An 18,782-nucleotide genomic window follows, 5' to 3' on the forward strand; every position below is an offset into this window, starting at 1 on the left:
AGCCCGAGACGACGAGCGGCGCGGTTGCGAAACCGAACTCCTCGGCGCCGAGCAGCGCGGCGATCACCACGTCGCGTCCGGTCTTCATCTGGCCGTCGACCTGCACGACGATGCGGTCGCGCAGACCGTTGAGCAGCAGGGTCTGCTGGGTCTCGGCGAGGCCGAGCTCCCAGGGCGCACCCGCGTGCTTGAGCGACGTCAGCGGCGACGCACCCGTGCCACCGTCGTGACCGGAGATCAGCACCACGTCGGCGTGTGCCTTCGACACACCCGCGGCGACGGTGCCGACGCCAACCTCGGAGACAAGTTTCACGTGAATCCGCGCCTGCGGGTTCGCGTTCTTCAGGTCGTGGATCAGCTGTGCGAGATCCTCGATCGAGTAGATGTCGTGATGCGGCGGCGGCGAGATCAGCCCGACGCCGGGCGTCGAACCACGGACCTCGGCGACCCACGGGTACACCTTGTGCGGCGGCAGCTGGCCGCCCTCACCCGGCTTGGCACCCTGCGCCATCTTGATCTGGATGTCGGTGCAGTTGGTCAGGTAGTGCGCGGTGACACCGAACCGGCCCGACGCGACCTGCTTGATCGCGCTGCGCCGCCAGTCACCGTTCTCGTCCGGATCGAAACGACGCGGATCCTCGCCGCCCTCACCGGAGTTCGACCGGCCACCGATTCGGTTCATCGCGATCGCGAGGGTCTCGTGCGCCTCGGACGAAATGGAGCCGTAGCTCATCGCGCCGGTGGAGAACCGCTTCACGATCTCCTCGACCGACTCGACCTCGTCGATGGAGATGGGCTCGCGCTCTTCGGTGCGGAAGCGGAACAGGCCACGCAGCGACGCGAGACGCTCGGACTGATCGTCGACGAGCTTCGTGTACTCCTTGAAGATCGAGTACTGCCCGCTGCGGGTGGCGTGCTGCAGCTTGAACACCGTGTCCGGGTTGAACAGGTGGTACTCGCCCTCACGGCGCCACTGGTACTCGCCGCCCACCTCGAGCTCGCGATGCGCGCGCTCCTTCGGGTTCGGCAGGAAGGCCGTGGCGTGCCGAGCCGCGACATCGGCCGCGATCTCGTCGAGGCCGATGCCACCGAGGTGGCTGCGCAGGCCGGTGAAGTGCTCGTCCACGAGTTCCTGGGACAGGCCGATCACCTGGAAGAGCTGTGCACCGGTGTAGGAGGCCAAGGTGGAGATGCCCATCTTGGACATCACCTTGAGCACGCCCTTGCCGGCGCCCTTTACGTAGTTGGCGACAGCCTTCTCGTACGTGATGCCGGTCAATCCGCCGCGATCGAGCATGTCCTCGATCGACTCGAACGCCATGTACGGGTTGATCGCGCCCGCGCCGAAGCCGACGAGCATGGCCATGTGGTGCACCTCGCGGGCGTCACCGGCCTCCACGATCAGGCCGACCTTGGTACGGGTCTTCTCCCGGACCAGGTGGTGGTGAACGGCAGAGGTGAGCAGCAGCGACGGGATCGGCGCCAGCTTCTCGTTGGACTCGCGATCGGACAGCACGATGATGCGCGCACCGCCGTCGATGGCCACGGAGACCTGAGCCTGAATCGCCGAGAGCGCATTGCGCAGACCCTCGCCGCCCTCGGCGACCGGGTACAGACCACGCACGACCACCGAGCGCAGGTGGCTCTTGGTGCCCTCGTCGTTGATGTGGACGAGCTTGGCGAGATCGTCGTTGTCCAGGATCGGCTGCGGCAGCACGATCTGCTTGCACGAATCCGGACCCGGGTTGAGCAGGTCCTTTTCCGGGCCGAGCGAGCTGAAGATGCTGGTGACGACCTCTTCGCGGATGGCGTCCAGCGGCGGGTTGGTGACCTGCGCGAACAGCTGCGAGAAGTAGTCGAACAGCAGCCGAGGACGGGCCGAGAGCACGGCGATGGGCGTGTCGGTGCCCATCGAGCCGATCGCCTCGGCGCCGGTCTTGGCGAGCGGCGAAAGCAGGATGTTCAGCTCTTCGTTGGTGTAGCCGAAGATCTGCTGCCGGATCAGGACGCGGTCGTGCGACATGTGCACGTGCGGGCGATCGGGCAGGTCCGCGAGCTTCAGCAGGCCGGCATCGAGCCACTCTTCGTACGGGTGCTCGGCGGCGAGCTGATCCTTGATCTCCTCATCGGAGACGATCCGGCCCTGCTCGGTGTCCACGAGGAACATGCGGCCCGGCTGCAGCCGGACCTTCTGCACGACCTTGGACGGCTCGATGTCGAGCACGCCGACCTCGGAGGCCATCACGACGAGGCCGTCGTCGGTGACCCAGATGCGGCTGGGGCGCAGGCCGTTGCGGTCGAGCACGGCGCCGACGACGGTGCCGTCGGTGAACGTGACCGACGCGGGACCGTCCCACGGCTCCATGAGGGCCGAGTGGTACTGGTAGAAGGCCCGGTGCGCGGGCTTCATGTTCTCGTGCCGCTCCCACGCCTCGGGGATCATCATCAGCACGGCATGGGGCAAGCTGCGGCCACCGAGGTGCAGCATCTCGAGCACCTCGTCGAAGCGCGCGGTATCGCTCGCCCCGGGGGTACAGACCGGGAAGATCTTCTTCAGCGTCTCGCTGTCGCCGAACACGTCGGACGAGATGAGCGCCTCGCGGGCACGCATCCAGTTCTCGTTGCCGGTGACGGTGTTGATCTCGCCGTTGTGGGCGACGCGCCGGAACGGGTGCGCCAGCGGCCACGACGGGAACGTGTTGGTGGAGAAGCGCGAGTGCACGAGGCCGAGCGAGCTTTCCACCCGGTCGTCCTGCAGGTCGAGGTAGAACGCCTTGAGCTGCGGCGTGGTGAACATGCCCTTGTAGACGATGGTCTTGCCGGACAGGCTCGGGAAGTAGACGCCCTGGGGCACCGAATCGCCGCGTGAAACCTTGGACACGAGCTCGTGCTCGATGCGCTTACGGATGACGAAGGCGCGGCGCTCGAGTTCCATGCCCGTCACCGGAGTACGCGAGCCCGGACGCTGCCCGATGAAGAGCTGACGGATGGTCGGCATCGCGTCGCGCGCGAGCGCGCCCAGCGAGGTCTCATCGGTCTCGACGGCACGCCAGCCGAGCACGGCGAGGCCCTCTTCCTCGACGATCTGCTCGACACCGATGCCGGCCTTGCGCGCCTCGGCGCGGGCCTGCGGAAGGAATGCGATACCGGTCGCGTAGGCGCCCTCTTCGGGCAGCTCGAAGTCGACAACGGCGCGGTAGAACTTGTCCGGAACCTGGATCAGGATGCCTGCACCGTCACCCGTGTTGGGCTCGGCACCAGCTGCACCGCGGTGCTCGAGGTTCTCCAGGGCGGTGATGGCCTTTTCGACGATGTCCCGGCTGCGACGACCGTACATATCTACAACGAATGCAACGCCACAAGCGTCGTGCTCATTGATAGGGTCGTAGAGGCCAATGGGTCCGGGGGACCGATGGCCTGGGAGTGCGGCCTGCTCGCTGCGCGGGCTCCGCTCGAATTCCTTCATACCTAGCCTTCGTGTGCATCGATAACCAGCAGCGTCGGTGGTCATCCCTGGTGCAGAGGGGATCTGCGGTTGTCGACCTGCAGCGTCGCAGGACATCGGTTCGCGACACTGTCTCGCGATCGATTGCGAACAGCAATTACCCGGACTCTGATGGCTTCCTAGCGGTGTTATCGCATCGTGGACAGCGTCTCGGCGTTTGTACTGTTCGCGCACAGATGTCGAAGAGTGTTCGACATCAAATGGCAACGATAAGTCAAACCCTCGGGAAACCACCAACCAAGGGCACCCTTATACACCCTTCTACCTGGGAAATGTCGGCGCCGCTGCCGCATCTCGGTTACGCACAGTGTAAGGCAGAATTTGCACGGTTCTGCACGAACGGCATGTGGCGCTACTGACAAGTAGATTCCGTGTGAACCTGCCCACAGCGGGGTATCCGGCACGCTTCTCGCTGGGTGATAACTGACAGGGTGTGGGAGACCAAGATCACTTCCGGCGTCGACCTTGCCATGCGCCGGGCATGACTTCGAAGGGGGAATGGCGTGAGCACTGAACCAGACGGCCCGAAACCTGTGGGCCCAGAACAGGCAGGCGCACCGACGCGTCCGGACACCCTCGTCCGCCGCCTCGAGTCCGCGCTCGTTGTGCTCGGCGGCGGGCACCGCGGTGAGCTGCCCGAGGCCGAGGAGCGGTCCACGTTCGCGCTTGCCGGCGCGCTCGTGGCCCTCGTGGGTCTGCTGGCTTGGCTGATTACCACCGCGGCACTGACTCAGACGACGTCCTGGCCGTGGCCGGCCGCCGCCGCCGCAGCACTTCCGCTCGGTGTCATCGTCGCCGCGGTGGCGCGTGCGATCGCCGGTGGAACACCCGCACGCCGTGGCCTTGCCGGACGGATCGGCGTCGCTCTTGTCGTCGGATTGGTCATCGGCGAACTGCTGGCCACTGTGCTTTTCGCCGGTGCAGTCGACCGGCGGCTCTCCGATGAGGCGCAGGCCGGTGCCGCTCAGTCCCCTGCCGTCGTGCGCGCACAGAACGAACTCGACCGGGCGCAGACCGACCGCGCCGCGCTCGACACCGCCGTCACCGACGCCCGCGCTCTCCGCGACGACGCACTCGTCACCGCGCGCTGCGAGTTCAACCCCTCCCCCGAATGCCCACCGACCCGGATCACCGGCGTCCCCGGCACGGGCCCGGAATCACTGACGGCGAACGAACTGCTCGCCGATGCGCAGGCCGAGCTGAACTCTGCGCTGGACAACCGCGACGAACGCGCCGCGCAGCTCGACTCGGTGATCAACGACCGCACCGCCGCGGTGGACCGCGCGCACGATGACGCGGCAGCGCAATCGTCCGGCGGGCTCGGTGATCGCTGGCTCGCAATGAACGGTTACACCTTCGACAACCCCGGCGCGCTCGTCTTGCGACTGATCCTCATCGCGTTCGCCACGATGCTGACCCTGCTACCGATGCTGCTGCGCCGGTGGCGTGGTGAGACAACGCAGGACCGACATGTCGCCGCGCGCGCAGAGCAGGATCGCGCGGTGCTGGCCGCCGATACCGCGATCGTGCAGGAGCGGGAAATGGCTCGCGTCGCCACCGCCGTGGAATCTGTTGCCGCACCTGTCGTTGCCGCGCGCGTACTTCCGGCTGAACCGGTGCGAGCGCTCGAGGCAAGCCCGGCAGGCCGCAGTCCCGCACTGCCCGAGCGGCGCAGCCCGGACCTCCTGGATTCGATCGAATCTGCGACCCGCGCTGCGACCCGGTTGTTCAGCCCGTTCGTCCCCGCCTCGGTTTCGCGCGCTATTGATACGACTGCCACCTACCCGGTGCGGATGGCGCGGCAGGTGATCGAGGAGGTCGAGGAGTTCACGGTGACCGTGCGGCACACGTCGCGGGTGACTGTGCGGACCGAGGATGTGCCGCAGCCGGATCAGGAGCCCGTGGTTATCGACGAGGTCGTGCACGCCAGCGTCGACCGCATCCAGGATGCGTCGCAGGAACGCCAGGCGCTCGGTGGTCGTCCGGCGATCAATGCGCGGTTCTCGCGGCGGTCGCTGCCGCGCTGAACGCACGTGGCTTCCTGCGGGGAAACTGCGCAGTCGCGAGCGTTTCGGCCGCCGGTGCAGGACTGTGGAGAAATTCGTCAGCAGTAGTCGTAGGGGCCATCGTCGACGCTTGGTCGGATCGGTCCGTGGCGGGTTGGCTCACTCGTTGATGTCGAAGAACGAATCGCCGTCCTCGGGTGTGCCGTCGATCTGTCCTTCGGTGCGACCGTGCACGGTCGGGTCCAGCCGATCGATCGCGTCGTTGGACTGCAGCTGGATCGTCCCGTCGTCGGTGTCGGCGTCAGCGGGGTCGATGTCGTCGGGCCCGACGTCGGGTAGCTCGGCGGCCAGCCGCTCGCCGAGCGTTTCATCCTCGTCGGCGTCGATCCACTGCTGCGGCGGATCGACGACCTCGTCGCCGTCGTCGTTGCGAACCTCGTCGGAATCGAGTTGTTCTGCTGGCGTCAGTGGGTTGTCGTTGGAGACGTCACGTGCCATGTACGCCATTGTTGCCGATCGCAGACAAACCCGGTGGGCTGATCCGCCCGCGTTCACGGTGCCGCGGTGTCGCCCCCCGGGGAAAGTTCAGGGTGGAAATCGGGTGCTTCCCCGATGTGCGGGCATCACCTGGCGAACAACACTGGCAGGCATGACAACCTATGAAAACGGTGGCGTGAAGCGCCTGACCCGTTCGAATTCCGACAAGATGGTGGCCGGGGTCTGCGGTGGCCTCGCCGAGTACACGGGCTGGGACATCGCCCTGATCCGTTTGGCGGTCGTCGTTGCGACCGTGTTCAGCGGCGGCGCGGCCATCATTGCCTATCTGGCCGCAATCGTGATCATGCCGGCGCAGTAAGAATCATTCTCGCCGCTCAACAACGCGTTGAAACACCCGTACTTTCGGCTCGAGATCGAGAGCGCGCGGGAGCCTTTAGTTCACGGCTATCGAAAAGGTGTTGCAAGCTAACGATCCCCGTTGTGATCGGGAAATGCATGCCTTCCGTCTGCAGCGCCGTGTCCCGGCCCTGCTCATTGCCGCGACCGCTGGCGTCGCCTCCCTGATATCCGGATGCGCGTCCGACGACACCCCCGATAACGCCGTGGCGGCCGATGCCGCGCTGCCGACCGAGATCCCGGCGGGCACCAAACTCGTCATCGCCGATCAGTCCGAACGGCAGAAGGGATTCCTCAGCGCGTCAGGCGAATTGGACAAACTGCCGTTCGCGCACGAATTCGCCAACTTCGTCGGCGGGCCGTCGATCCTCGAGGCGTTCCGTGCCGGAGCCGCCGATGTCGCTCTCGTCGGTGACACTCCCCCGATTCAGGCGCAGCTCGCCGGCCAGGACGTGCCGATCATCGCGGCATTCCAGACCGACCCGAACAGCATCCGCATCACCGTCGGCCCCGGCCATGACGACCTCGACACCGTCGCCGAGCTGAAGGGACGCAAGATCGCGTTCGCCGAGGGCACCGCCCAGCAGGTCGTCGTGCTGCGCGCGCTCGAGAAGGCCAACCTGAAACCCGAAGACGTGGAACTTGTTCGGCTGCAGCTGTCCGAGTTCCCGGACGCGGTACGCACCGGTCAGGTGGACGTCGCGCCGCTGAGCGAACCGACGCTGACGCGCGTGCTGCGTACGCCCGGCACGCACACTCTCTCCGAAGCGGAAGCCTCGGGCACCGCTACCGGGCTGAGCTACCTCTACGCCCGGCGCGAGGTGCTGCAGGATCCGGCCAAGGCAGCCGCGCTGCGCGCCTACGTTGCCTCGCTCGTCCGCGCGATCGACTGGACCAACAAGCATCCGGACGAATTCATCGCGAAGTACTACGTCTGGCAGCAGAAGCTGAAGCCCGAGGAGGGCCAGGCGATCGTCGCCTCGCTCGGCCAGTACTCGTTCCCGCACCTCGATCAGGAAATCATCGACCGCCAGCAGTCCACCATCGACGTCATCGACCGCGCCGGCCAGCTACCCAAGGAGATCAAGGCCGCCGACGCAATCGACCTGCGCTTCGACGAGGTGATCACCCAGACCGTCAACGAGGTCGGCGCGAGCTTCGAGCGGAAGTCCAGCTGATGGCAGTTCAGGCGCTGCCGCGGGCACAGGCCCGCGGTAGCACCGAACTCCGGGAGCGGAAGGCCTCGCGCCGCAGGCTCGGACCCGGGCGGGCGATCCCGTTCGGCGCGGCTATCGGGCCGCTGCTGCTGGTAGCCGCGTGGGTGATCAGCTCGGCGGCGGGAGCGCTCGATCCCGAAACCCTGCCCGCGCCGTGGACCGTCGCGCAGACCGCCGGTGACCTCATCGCCGATGGCCGGCTGCAGAGCAACCTGCTCACTTCGGTTCAGCGGGCGGCAATTTCGCTGGTGCTGGGGGTCTTGATCGGCCTGGTGCTCGCGCTGCTGGCAGGCCTGACCCGGCTCGGCGAGGCAATTGTGGACGGCCCGATCCAGATCAAGCGGGCCATCCCGACACTGGCACTCATTCCGCTGTTCATCGTGTGGTTCGGCATCGGCGAGCAGATGAAGATCATCGTGATCACCACCAGCGTGCTGGTCCCGGTGTACATCAACACGCACGCCCAGCTGCGCGGCGTGGATGCCAAGCATGTGGAACTCGCTGAGACCGTCGGGCTTTCGCGCTGGCAGTTCGTCCGTCGCGTCGCACTCCCCGGTTCGCTGCCCGGCTTCTTCACCGGACTGCGGATGGCTGTGACCATCTCCTGGCTCGCGCTCGTCGTCGTGGAGCAGGTGAACGCGACGAGCGGCATCGGCTACCTCATGACCCAGGCACGCACCTACGGGCAGATCGACGTCATCGTCGTCGGCCTGGTCGTGTACGCGCTGTTCGGCCTGATCAGCGATACCGCCGTGCGCCGACTGGAGCGGAGGGCATTGTCATGGCGACAGTCACTGGGAGATTGAACGGCGCGGGACTCAGCGTCAACACGCACAACCTGGTCCGCGGCTTCGACGACCGGGTCGTATTGCGCGGGATCGATGTGGACATCGCGCCGGGCGAGTTCGTCGCCCTGCTCGGCCGCAGCGGATCGGGCAAGAGCACGTTGCTGCGTGCGCTTGCCAAGCTCGACCACGATGTGCCCGGTTCCGGCGAGCTGACCGTCCCGGCGAAACGCGCTGTGGTGTTCCAGGATTCGCGGCTGCTGCCGTGGGCGCGAGTACTGGACAACGTGATCCTCGGCCTACGCGGCCCGGACGCCCGGCAGCGCGGCATTCAGGCGCTGGATGAGGTCGGGCTGGCCGGACGCGAACGGGCATGGCCCAAGGAACTGTCCGGCGGCGAGCAGCAGCGCGTTGCGTTGGCGCGCTCTCTGGTCCGCGAGCCGGAACTGCTGCTCGCAGACGAACCGTTCGGCGCGCTCGATGCGCTTACCCGGATCAAGATGCACGCGCTGCTGCAGGAACTGTGCGCGCGGCACCGTCCCGCAGTGCTGCTCGTGACGCACGACGTGGACGAGGCAGTCGTCCTCGCCGACCGGGTCCTCGTCCTGCACGAGGGGCAGATCGGACTCGACCGCCGCATCGATCTACCCCGCCCACGCCAACATGCCGACCCGACATTCGCCGCGTACCGCCAGGAACTGCTCGACAGCCTCGGCGTCCGAAATTAAGGAGCACCGATGACCGAACCTCGCCAGCTCAACTTGAACGCCTTCATTTACCCGTCCGGCCACCACGAAGCAGCTTGGCGGCACCCGTCGAGCAGCCCTGACCGCATCTACGACGTGACCTACTACCAGGAGATCGGCCGCACTGCCGAGGCCGCCAAGTTTGATGCGGTGTTCTTCGCCGACGGTCCGGCACTGCGCCAGAACGTCGAGCATTTCGCCGCACCCGGGCTCGAGCCGATCACCCTGCTCACCGCAATCGCCGCCGCCACCACCCATTTGGGGCTCATCGCCACCGCGTCCACGACGTATTACGAGCCCTACAACCTCGCCCGGCTCTTCTCGTCGCTCGACCACATCTCCGGTGGGCGCGCGGGCTGGAACATCGTCACCACCGGAACCGATTTGGCCGCAGCCAATTTCGGGCTCGACCAGCACCCGGAACACACCGAGCGATACGCACGCGCCCGCGAGTTCGTCGATGCCGTCGTGGCGCTGTGGGACAGCTGGGAGGACGACGCGATCGTGCTCGACCGCGAGTCGGGTATCTACGCCGACCCCGCGAAGATCCACGAGATCAATCACGCCGGTGAGCATCTGCGGGTGCGCGGGCCGTTCAACGCGGCGCGCACTCCGCAGGGCCACCCGGTGCTCGTCCAGGCCGGTGCCTCCAACGAGGGGCGTGGGTTCGCCGGCCGCTACGCCGAGGCGATCTTCACCGCGCACCAGCGCTTGTCGGACGCGCAGGCCTTCTATGCCGACATCAAGAAGCGAGTCGCGGAGTTCGGTCGCAACCCCGACCACGTGAAGATCCTGCCCGGCATCAGCCCGTTCATCGCCGACACCGAGGCGGAGGCCAAGGCGCTCGAGCGCGAGTTCAACGAGCTGACCGTGCCCGAGTACGGCCTCGCTCAGGTGGAGAAGATGTTCGGCTTCAGCCTGCGGCATCTCGGTCTCGACGAGCAGATCCCGCTCGAACTGTTCGAGGGCGCAGGCGATGTCACCGACAACGAGCGCAGCCGCGTGCAGGTGATCGCCGGAATCGTCGAGCGTGAGCGCCCGACCGTGCGCGGATTGCTGCACCGGCTCGCCGGTGCCCGCGGCCATCGCGTCTTCGCCGGTACGCCGGAACAGGTCGCCGACACCATCGAGGAGTGGTTCAAGAATGGCGCCGCGGACGGCTTCAACGTGATGCCGCCCTGGTACCCGGGCGGACTCGAGGTGTTCACCAGCACGGTCGTCCCGATCCTGCAGGAACGCGGCCTCTTCCGTACCGAGTACACCGGAACGACGTTGCGTGACCACTTCGGATTGCCGCGTCCGGAAAGCCAGTTCGCCGGTGCCGGCGAAGTGCACGAGCCGGAGCTCGTCACTACCTCGCGGTGAGCGGGTCTTGCAACGCGGCGGCCGGTCCAGCGCGCCCGCCGCGATCCCGTTCGCCTCGGCCACTGCAGCGAGCGGGTAGTCCTCAGCCGTGCATCAAGCGGTGATCGATACCGCGCGCCTTCTATTCACGGCAACGCAAAAGGTGTTGTCCGCTAACGATCTCCGGTGGAATGGCGCGCATGTCTGCGCTACGTCAACTCAGCCTCAATGCCTTCATCTACCCGGCCGGTCACCATGAGGCGGCGTGGCGTCACCCCGCGAGCCAGCCGGACCGGATCTACGACATCACCTACTACCAGGAACTCGGCCGTATCGCCGAGGACGCGAAGTTCGATGCGGTCTTCTTCGCCGATATCCCTGCGCTGCACCAGAAGGTCGAGTACTCGGTCCCGCTCGGCGTGGAACCGATCACAGCGCTTACTGCAATCGCCGCGGTCACGACCCGTCTCGGCCTGATCGGCACCGCGTCCACGACCTACTACGCGCCCTACAATCTCGCCCGCTTGTTCTCGTCGCTCGATCACCTTTCCGGCGGCCGCGCCGGCTGGAACATCGTCACCACCGCGTCGGACCTGGCGGCCGCGAATTTCGGGCTGGACGGGCACCCCGAGCCGGTCGACCGCTACGCGCGCGCACGTGAGTTCGTCGACGCGGTCATCGCGCTGTGGGACAGCTGGGAGGACGACGCGATCGTCCTCGACCGGGCCGCGGGAATCTACGCCGACACCTCGAAGATTCACGAGGTCAACCATTCCGGCGAGCACGTGCGGGTCCGTGGTCGATTCAACGCGGCACGCACCCCGCAGGGCCACCCGGTGCTGGTCCAGGCCGGTGCCTCGAACGAGGGGCGCGGGTTCGCCGGACGCTATGCCGAGGCGATCTTCACCGCACACCAGCGGATCGAGGACGCCCAGGCGTTCTACACCGACATCAAGAAGCGCGCCTCGGAGTTCGGCCGCAACCCCGACCACGTGAAAATCCTGCCCGGCATCAGCCCATTCATCGCCGACACCGAGTCCGGCGCCAAGGCACTTCAGCGTGAGTTCAACGAACTGACCGTGCCCGAATACGGACTTGCGCAGTTGGAGCGCGTGTTCGGGCTGCGGCTGGGCCACCTCGATCTCGACGAGCAGGTGCCGCTCGATCTGTTCGCAGGCTCGGGCGATGTCACCGACAACGACCGCAGCCGGGTGCAGGTTATCGCCGGAATCGTCGAGCGCGAGCGTCCAACCCTGCGCGGATTGCTGCACCGCCTCGCCGGCGGTCGCGGGCACAACGTCGTCGCGGGCACGCCCGAACAGATCGCCGACATCCTCGAGGAATGGTTCACGAACGGTGCCGCAGACGGTTTCAACGTGATGCCGCCGCTGTACCCGGGCGGCCTCGAGGTGTTCGCCAGCACCGTCGTTCCGATCCTGCAGGAACGTGGCCTGTTCAGAACCGAGTACACAGGCACCACGCTGCGTGACCACTTCGGGTTGCCGCGTCCGGAGAGTCAGTTCGCTGGTGCCGGCGAGGTGAGCGAGCCGGAACTCGTCGCGGCCGCCCGGTGAGTGGCTGTACCAACGACACAGGAGTAACTGCCGAACCCGTTCGACTGCGGGCGATGACGCTGCAGGTGTTCGCACCTGCGGCGATCTTCGGCGTCGGTCAGGGCGCGGCGGCACCGGTCTTCGCGCTGCAGGCCCTCGCGCTCGGCGCATCGCCCGGCCTCGCCGGGCTGATCGTCGCGCTGAGCGGGCTCGGCATGGTGATCGGCGACCTTCCGGCGGGGCGAACGGTCGCCAGACTCGGCGAGCGCTGGGCCGTCGTGCTCGGTTCGACACTCGGTGCGCTCGGCATGCTGGCCTGCATTCTGGCGAACTCGCTCATCGTGCTCGGAGCGGGATTGCTCGTCTCCGGCATCGCGGCCGCGGTGTGGGGCCTGGCCCGCCAGTCCTATCTGGTTGCCGCGGTGCCGCCGAACGATCGGGGCCGCGCCCTGTCCGCCCTTGCGGGCTCGGCGCGGCTCGGGTTCTTCATCGGGCCGTTCCTCGGCGCGGCCGCAGTGCACTTCATCGGGCTCAGCGGCGGGCTGTGGATCCAGCTGATCGCGACCATCGCGGCCGGTGCCCTGATGGCGACGCTGCCCGACCCGTCCGATGAACGCACACCGGCAGCGGACTCCGTGTTCGCCGTGGTCGTCGAGCACCGCAGACTGCTCGCCACTCTCGGTTCGGGCGCGCTGGCAATGGGCGCCGCCCGAGCGGCTCGCAACGCGCTGCTTCCCCTCTGGGCAGCGCATATCGGGCTCAGCGCGACAACAACGAGTCTGATCTTCGGCGTCGCCAGCGCGGTCGACGTGCTCATGTCGTACCCGTCCGGCGTGCTGATGGACCGATTCGGGCGAAGTGCGGTCGCAGTGCCGTCGATGGTCTTGTTCGCCGTTGGCTATCTGATGCTGCCGCTTACCGGCGGTGCGATCACGATGGGGATGGTTGGCATCGTGCTCGGGTTCGCGAACGGCCTGAGCAACGGCGTGATCATGACTATCGGCGCGGACGTGGCACCACCCGAACAGCGTGCCGAATTCCTCGGAGCGTGGCGGCTCATGCACGACGTGGGCATGTTCGCCGGTCCGATCGTGGTGGGGCTGACCAGCGCGGTGAGTGTGCTCGCCGTGGCGGCGGCCGCGATCGCGGGGGTCTCCGGACTGGGCGCGGCGGCAATGCGGCGGTGGATCATCGATCCGGTGCCGCAGTTCGCGGCACGCGCGCCGGGGTTGGCGGACCTGGAGAAGACGTGAAAAGGGTCGATGCGCTCGATCGCCTCTCGGCGTGTGGCACACCGCAGTTCCAGCCGAACGGAACTCTGCGGAGGCAAAGGTTTGAGCCCGGGGGATTCGGAACGCACCGACCCACACGTTTACAACGCATAGGCCGCCTAGCTATTCCAGGGGCGCTGTGACGCTGGGCACCGGCAGACTGGACCCGTGCGGCTGCTGATCATTTCCGACACACACGTGCCCAAGCGTGCGCGCGATTTGCCGACGCCGGTCTGGGACGAGGTCGACCGTGCGGATGTGGTGATCCACGCGGGTGACTGGATGAACGTCGACCTGGTCAACGCGCTCGAATCCCGTGCCCGCCTGCTGCTCGCCTGTTGGGGCAACAACGACGGCGCCGACATTCGAGCTCGACTGCCCGAACGCGCCGATGCCACGCTCGACGGCGTGCGGTTCACCGTCGTGCACGAGACCGGCAACTCGAGCGGACGGGAGCGACGAATGTCGGCCGCCTTTCCGGACACCGACGTATTGGTGTTCGGGCACAGCCACATTCCGTGGGACACGACGTCTGAGACCGGGCTGCGGTTGCTCAATCCCGGGTCACCGACCGATCGGAGGCGGCAGCCGTCTTGCACCTACATGACTGCCGTCGTTGCCGACGGGGTGCTGAGTGAGGTTGAGCTGCACCGGCTTTGATCGGGTCCACACCCAACCGGCCGATGACGACCGGTTGGATGCTTCGCCGATCAGCGCAGGCGGATGGCCCGCATTGCCGCGACCGCAAGCACCACCGCGGTGATTGCGGCGGCGACGTGCATGCCGCTCACGAACGCGCCGTGCATTGCCTCGACAAACCACGCGGGGTTGCCGAGTTCGCCCGCGACCTCGGCCGCGCCACCGAGCGTTTCGCTGGTCACCGCCTGCTCCGGCGTCAGCCCCGAAAGGTCGATGCCGCCACGGAACACCGCGAGGACGACACTGCCGAGCACGGCGACACCGGCCGCGGCACCGAGCTCATAGGCCGTCTCGGCCACCGCCGATGCGGCACCGGCTCGTGCCGGTTCGACCGAGCTCACGACGATGTCGGAGGTCACCGTCAGCGCGGTACCCACACCGGCGCCGACGAGCACGAATCCGATGACGAAGGCGTTGATGCTGCCGCCCGCCTGGGTGGCGAGCAGGACCGCCGAGCCGAGCGCCGATGTGGCTACGGCCGAAGCCAGGACGAGACCCGTCCGCAAGCTGCGGAGGAGCCAGGCCGCGCCGATCGAGGCGGCGACGCTCGTCGCAGTGCCGGGCAGCATCGCAAGGCCCGCCTCGAGAGGTGACAGCCCCGCGACCACCTGCAGGTACTGCGCTCCGAAGAACAGCAGTCCGGCGAGCGCAAACACCGACAGGAAGTCGGTGGTCACCGCCATGCGGAAGGCGCGGTTGCCGAACAGGCTCAGGTCGAGCATCGGGTCGGTCAGGCTGCGCTGACGCGCTACGAATACCGCGCCGGCCAGCACGCCGAGCATCGCCGCGACACCCGCGACAAGGCTCGGGCCGTGTGCCGCAATCTCCTTGATCGCGTACACGATCGGCAGCACAGCGAGCATCGAAAGCGCCGCACTGAGGATGTCGAACTTGCCCGGCTTCGGATCGCGCGCCTCAGGAATGACCAACGGCCCGAACACGATCAGCGCGAGCATCAGCGGCAGGTTGATCAGGAACACCGAGCCCCACCAGAAGTGCTCGAGCAGCCAGCCGCCGAGCAGCGGGCCGACCGCCGCGCCACCACCGGCCATCGCCGCCCACACGGCAATCGCCGTGGTGCGCTGCCGCGGGTTGGTGAAGATCGCGCGGATCAAGCCGAGTGTCGCGGGCATGAGCGTCGCACCGGCGACACCCTGCAATGCACGTGCGGCGATCAGCATTTCGGGGCTGACGGCGAACGCCGCAATCGCCGACGCGACGCCGAATCCGGCGGCGCCGATGAGCAGCAGCCGGCGTCGGCCGATGCGGTCGCCCAGCGTGCCCATCGTGATGAGCAGGCCGGCGAGCACGAACGAGTAGACGTCGATGATCCACAGCAGCTGCGGCGCAGTCGGCTCCAGGTCGGCGCTGATGAACGGCAGCGCAACGTCGAGAACGGTGGCGTCGATCGCGATGAGCAGCACCGCGAAGGCGAGCACCACCAGCCCGAGCCATTCCTTTGCCCCGGCTGTTGCGCGCACAACGGCGCGCTCGGCCACGACAGTCATTTCTGCACCTCTCCAAATTGCTCTTCGCCGCGCGCCGATTTCCGGAGTGAACGGAAGCGTTCACTCCGTTCAACGCAACGGATCTTCCGTTCACACGGGGTCGGCCAGAGCGCGAGTAAACCGTCCAGCCGGTACAGTCAGCCTAGCACTAAACCGTCCAGCCGGTACAGTAGCTAGACTGACGCCATGGCCGCAGGCACCCGCGATCGAATCCTCGACGCCGTCGAACAGTTGCTGCTCGAGCGCGGCGCGCAACAGGTCACGCTGGAAGCGGTTGCCGCAGCCGCAGGCGTGTCCAAGGGCGGCCTGCTCTACCACTTCAAATCCAAGGACGCGCTGTTCGCGGGGATGGTTCGGCGTCTCGGGGAACGGGCCGATTCCCAGCTCGCCGAGGCCGTCGAACAGGGCGAATCGGTTGCAGAGTGGTACCTCGCACCCGGCGATTCGACCGACGCGCGCGAGGTCGCACTGTTCCGCTCGATGCTCGCCGTGATGCGCAGTGTCGACGGCACCGATAGCGAGGTGCAGCAGGCCCTCGTCGAGGTAATGCGGTCGTGGGATTCCGGACTGCAGCGCGAGATCGACGATCCAGTCCAGGCCGAGATCGTCAGACTGGTCGGCGACGGCATCTACCTCGCCGCCCTGCTCGGACTGCCCGAAAGCGAACCCGTGCTGCACCGGAAGGTCGTGAAGCGCCTGCTCAGCGCGACCGGCGCGAAACCCATCAAGGCGAAGCGCCCCTAGCCCCGCCGCTCATTCCACCCCGCGGCCTCCGCATCGGTGGAAGAGTTTGTGGTCGTGATGTCGGACCCCACCGACGGTTACACCCGCGCGGCAACGTCGTTCTTCGGCAAGGACACCGCGCGACTCGGCGGACCCGAGGCCTGGGTCATCTGGCTCCTCGCCACCGCGTTCGTCGTGTGGCTGTTCGCGATCCAGACCGGCTATGCGATCGTCTCGCCACAGATCCAAGAGGACGCCGGGCTGAGCCTCGCCCAGGTCAGCGCCGCGGCCTCGGTCTACACCGTGTTCTTCGCGATCTTTCAGTTCTTCTCGGGCTCGCTACTCGACCGATACGGCACCCGACCGCTGCTCGCACTAGCCGTCGCGCTCGTCACGGTCGGTGCCTTCCTCTACGCCGCAACCAGTGGGTTCGGCATGCTCGTGCTCGCTCAGATCGTCCTGGCTCTCGGTGCGTCCTTCGGCTTCGTCGGCGCCGGCTATGTCGGCGGCAAATGGTTCGACGCCGCCCGGTACGGCCTCATGTTCGGGTTGGTGCAGATGTGCGCATCGGTGGGGTCGGCGATCGGCCAGCCCACGATCTCCGCGCTGCTCGAGCTGATGACCTGGAAGCAACTACTCGCCGGATTCGCCTCGGCGGGAGTGTTGCTCACCATCGCGTTCGGCTTTCTCGTCCGCGATCCCGCGCCCGCCCCGGGGACCGCTCGTATCGCCCGTCCCACCACGAATGTGTGGGTCGGGATCCTGCGCAACCTCCGTGCCTGCATCGGCAATCGGCAGGTCGTGCTGTCCGCGCTTTTCGCCGGGGCGGCGTTCGGCACGATGCTCTCGGTGGGGGTGCTGTGGGGCCCGCGCGTTCAGGATGCGCGGGGTGCGTCTTCGGGATTCGCGGCTGTACTTACCGCGCTGGCATGGCTGGGTATGGCGTTCGGTGCTCCACTGGTCAACGTGGTCTCGAACCGGTGGCACAGCCGCCGCCGCCCCGCAGTGATCGGTCTGCTCTTACAAGCAGTCGCCGTCACGCTCTTCATCTACGGCCCGGCGAACGGTCCAGGCGCGAGCATGGTGGTCATGTTCGCCGTTGGCCTGTTCGCCGGAACGCACATGCTCGGATTCACCGTCGCCGGAGAATCCGTGTCGCCCAACCTGATCGGCAGCTCTGCGGCCGTCGTCAACGGTGTCTGCTTCATCGTCGGCGGTGCACTGCAGGTGATCCCGGGTTATCTGCTGCCGAACGATCCCACTCTCGGCGATTTCCGTGCGGCGCTGTGGGTCATGCCCGTGGTGCTGGTGCTTGGTGCGCTCGCGGCGCTCGCTCTGCGCGATTCCATCCCCGGCAAAGCGGCAGATCCCGGCTAGCGAGCGCCGGACACATTTCTGTCTGCGGCGTGCCGAACGACGTCATGTACAAAGGAAATCTTCTCCGCGACAACACCGTTGATCTCGAACGGGTACAGGTCGGATTTACCCATCGACCGGTTCACGAGGTTGAAGAACACGGTGGCGCAGGTCCAGTCCCACAGCATCCGGTCGGCGTTCTCGCCTCGGTAGCTACGCTGCGGCACGACGTCCGAAATCGGGTATCCCCGTTGCGGATTCGCGTGCCAGACCACCTCGGCCTCGGCGGTTGTCTGCAGCGTGTCGGTGATGTGCAGATAGTGCGCGAAGCATTCGGCGAAGTCCTCCCACGGGTGCATCGTCGCGTACTCGGAGATGTACGCCCTGCGCCAGTCCTCCGGGGCACCGAACTCGTAATGCCGGTCCAGCGCGTCGGAGTAGCTCGCGCGCTCGTCGCCGAAGAGTTCCCGGCAGCGGTCGAGCAAAGCCCCGTCACGGACGAGGACCGCCTGGTAGTAGTGGCCGATCTCGTGCCGAAAGTGCCCGAGCATGGTCCGGTACGGCTCACCGAGTGCGACGCGTAGGCGCTCCCGGTAGTCGTCGAGGGTCTCGACCAGGTCGATGGTGATCACGCCGTTGGCGTGACCGATGAGGACCTTCTCATTGTTCGAGTACGTCGAGAGCAGGTCGAAGGCCAGTCCGCCGTCACGGTCGTAGAACGGAGTGATCGGCAACTCGAGATCACGCAACTGGAAGACCAACCGGCGCAATGCCGTTCGCGCCTCGGCAAGCTTCTCCATGGCGATCGTGTCATCCGAATCGGGTCGGCGACGGACCAGTGAACAGGCCAGGCACAGCGGGGTCCCCGAGTCGTCGGCCACCAGCCAATTGCACAACCAGTGCCGGTTCGAGCAGGCATGCCAGCCGCTGCCGTCGACGGTCACCGCGCCGTTTTCGCCTTCGACGAGCACCATGGATTCGCTCGGCAGGTGCAGTGCGACCTCGCAGCCACACCATTTGCAGGACTTGTCCTCGAACGCAACGAACCCGCGGCAACGGGGGCAAGCGAATGCGATCATCGGGCCTCACTCGTCTGCCCGCCCGCGGCGGGCTCGGCCCAGTCTTGCACGCAGCAGCGCGCCGCGCGGGCCAACAATCGGCCGGGCCGAATCTCG

Annotated in this window: 15 protein-coding genes; 11 read left to right on the forward strand and 4 right to left on the reverse strand. The window is 66.9% G+C overall.

The features are described 5' to 3' along the window. On the reverse strand, positions 1 to 3,466 hold a 3,466-nt coding region (gltB, locus tag A8G08_RS07635; RefSeq protein WP_068272298.1), incomplete at its 3' end, for a glutamate synthase large subunit. A gap of 542 nt (positions 3,467 to 4,008) precedes the next feature. Between gltB and A8G08_RS07640 the strand changes: the two genes are divergently transcribed. Further along, complete coding sequence (locus A8G08_RS07640) at positions 4,009 to 5,532, forward strand: DUF4407 domain-containing protein (protein WP_084436022.1); 1,524 nt, start codon at positions 4,009 to 4,011, stop codon at positions 5,530 to 5,532. Positions 5,533 to 5,670: 138 nt separating this feature from the next. Here A8G08_RS07640 and A8G08_RS07645 read toward each other — a convergent pair whose 3' ends face one another. Continuing rightward, positions 5,671 to 6,009: a hypothetical protein gene (locus tag A8G08_RS07645; protein WP_068272382.1), complete on the reverse strand. Its 339-nt coding sequence runs from the start codon at positions 6,007 to 6,009 to the stop codon at positions 5,671 to 5,673. 151 nt (positions 6,010 to 6,160) lie between these two features. Here A8G08_RS07645 and A8G08_RS07650 point away from each other — a divergent pair, with 151 nt between their 5' ends. From A8G08_RS07650 to A8G08_RS07685, 8 genes are all read left to right on the forward strand, one after another. Beyond that, on the forward strand, positions 6,161 to 6,367 hold the full coding sequence (locus A8G08_RS07650) for a PspC domain-containing protein (RefSeq protein ID WP_068272309.1): 207 nt from the start codon (positions 6,161 to 6,163) through the stop codon (positions 6,365 to 6,367). A gap of 133 nt (positions 6,368 to 6,500) precedes the next feature. Next, entirely contained in the window at positions 6,501 to 7,583 is a 1,083-nt protein-coding gene (locus tag A8G08_RS07655) for an ABC transporter substrate-binding protein (protein WP_187344444.1), read from the forward strand. Beyond that, on the forward strand, positions 7,583 to 8,428 hold the full coding sequence (locus tag A8G08_RS07660) for an ABC transporter permease (protein WP_084436023.1): 846 nt from the start codon (positions 7,583 to 7,585) through the stop codon (positions 8,426 to 8,428). Before A8G08_RS07655 ends, A8G08_RS07660 begins: the two co-directional genes overlap by 1 nt. Then, positions 8,404 to 9,135 (forward strand): ABC transporter ATP-binding protein, encoded by a 732-nt coding sequence (locus A8G08_RS07665; protein WP_068272311.1) that lies wholly within the window; start codon positions 8,404 to 8,406, stop codon positions 9,133 to 9,135. The genes A8G08_RS07660 and A8G08_RS07665 overlap by 25 nt, the downstream gene beginning before the upstream one ends. A gap of 9 nt (positions 9,136 to 9,144) precedes the next feature. Continuing rightward, positions 9,145 to 10,518 (forward strand): LLM class flavin-dependent oxidoreductase, encoded by a 1,374-nt coding sequence (locus tag A8G08_RS07670; RefSeq protein ID WP_068272312.1) that lies wholly within the window; start codon positions 9,145 to 9,147, stop codon positions 10,516 to 10,518. Between the two features lie 179 nt (positions 10,519 to 10,697). Continuing rightward, entirely contained in the window at positions 10,698 to 12,071 is a 1,374-nt protein-coding gene (locus A8G08_RS07675) for an LLM class flavin-dependent oxidoreductase (protein ID WP_068272388.1), read from the forward strand. Positions 12,072 to 12,124: 53 nt separating this feature from the next. Then, the gene (locus tag A8G08_RS07680; protein ID WP_068272315.1) at positions 12,125 to 13,303 is read left to right on the forward strand and encodes an MFS transporter; all 1,179 of its coding nucleotides are present in this window, start codon (positions 12,125 to 12,127) and stop codon (positions 13,301 to 13,303) included. A gap of 186 nt (positions 13,304 to 13,489) precedes the next feature. Continuing rightward, positions 13,490 to 13,981 carry a metallophosphoesterase family protein gene (locus tag A8G08_RS07685; protein WP_068272318.1) on the forward strand — a complete coding sequence of 164 codons (492 nt, stop codon included), beginning with the start codon at positions 13,490 to 13,492 and terminating at the stop codon, positions 13,979 to 13,981. A gap of 50 nt (positions 13,982 to 14,031) precedes the next feature. Here A8G08_RS07685 and A8G08_RS07690 read toward each other — a convergent pair whose 3' ends face one another. Beyond that, complete coding sequence (locus A8G08_RS07690; protein ID WP_068272322.1) at positions 14,032 to 15,528, reverse strand: MFS transporter; 1,497 nt, start codon at positions 15,526 to 15,528, stop codon at positions 14,032 to 14,034. Positions 15,529 to 15,714: 186 nt separating this feature from the next. Between A8G08_RS07690 and A8G08_RS07695 the strand changes: the two genes are divergently transcribed. After that, positions 15,715 to 16,272, forward strand: a complete 558-nt coding sequence (locus tag A8G08_RS07695; RefSeq protein ID WP_068272326.1) for a TetR/AcrR family transcriptional regulator — start codon at positions 15,715 to 15,717, stop codon at positions 16,270 to 16,272. Between the two features lie 36 nt (positions 16,273 to 16,308). Then, on the forward strand, positions 16,309 to 17,628 hold the full coding sequence (locus A8G08_RS07700; RefSeq protein WP_222844248.1) for an MFS transporter: 1,320 nt from the start codon (positions 16,309 to 16,311) through the stop codon (positions 17,626 to 17,628). On the opposite strand, the gene A8G08_RS07705 is transcribed toward A8G08_RS07700, so the two are convergent. Further along, the gene (locus A8G08_RS07705) at positions 17,625 to 18,686 is read right to left on the reverse strand and encodes a zinc-binding metallopeptidase family protein (RefSeq protein WP_068272328.1); all 1,062 of its coding nucleotides are present in this window, start codon (positions 18,684 to 18,686) and stop codon (positions 17,625 to 17,627) included. The genes A8G08_RS07700 and A8G08_RS07705 overlap by 4 nt on opposite strands. Positions 18,687 to 18,782: the final 96 nt, after the last annotated feature.

It is taken from the genome of Aldersonia kunmingensis (assembly GCF_001646865.1).
Taxonomy (GTDB): domain Bacteria; phylum Actinomycetota; class Actinomycetes; order Mycobacteriales; family Mycobacteriaceae; genus Aldersonia; species Aldersonia kunmingensis.

What these genes read in the sequence shown, in the direction of transcription:
- A8G08_RS07655 (WP_187344444.1), top strand. Translation starts at nt 6,501, where the DNA reads ATGCATGCCTTCCGTCTGCAGCGCCGTGTCCCGGCCCTGCTCATTGCC.
- A8G08_RS07690 (WP_068272322.1), bottom strand. Translation starts at nt 15,528, where the DNA reads ATGACTGTCGTGGCCGAGCGCGCCGTTGTGCGCGCAACAGCCGGGGCA.
- A8G08_RS07670 (WP_068272312.1), top strand. Translation starts at nt 9,145, where the DNA reads ATGACCGAACCTCGCCAGCTCAACTTGAACGCCTTCATTTACCCGTCC.
- A8G08_RS07675 (WP_068272388.1), top strand. Translation starts at nt 10,698, where the DNA reads ATGTCTGCGCTACGTCAACTCAGCCTCAATGCCTTCATCTACCCGGCC.
- A8G08_RS07660 (WP_084436023.1), top strand. Translation starts at nt 7,583, where the DNA reads ATGGCAGTTCAGGCGCTGCCGCGGGCACAGGCCCGCGGTAGCACCGAA.
- A8G08_RS07680 (WP_068272315.1), top strand. Translation starts at nt 12,125, where the DNA reads ATGACGCTGCAGGTGTTCGCACCTGCGGCGATCTTCGGCGTCGGTCAG.
- A8G08_RS07665 (WP_068272311.1), top strand. Translation starts at nt 8,404, where the DNA reads ATGGCGACAGTCACTGGGAGATTGAACGGCGCGGGACTCAGCGTCAAC.
- A8G08_RS07650 (WP_068272309.1), top strand. Translation starts at nt 6,161, where the DNA reads ATGACAACCTATGAAAACGGTGGCGTGAAGCGCCTGACCCGTTCGAAT.
- A8G08_RS07645 (WP_068272382.1), bottom strand. Translation starts at nt 6,009, where the DNA reads ATGGCACGTGACGTCTCCAACGACAACCCACTGACGCCAGCAGAACAA.
- A8G08_RS07695 (WP_068272326.1), top strand. Translation starts at nt 15,715, where the DNA reads ATGGCCGCAGGCACCCGCGATCGAATCCTCGACGCCGTCGAACAGTTG.
- A8G08_RS07705 (WP_068272328.1), bottom strand. Translation starts at nt 18,686, where the DNA reads ATGATCGCATTCGCTTGCCCCCGTTGCCGCGGGTTCGTTGCGTTCGAG.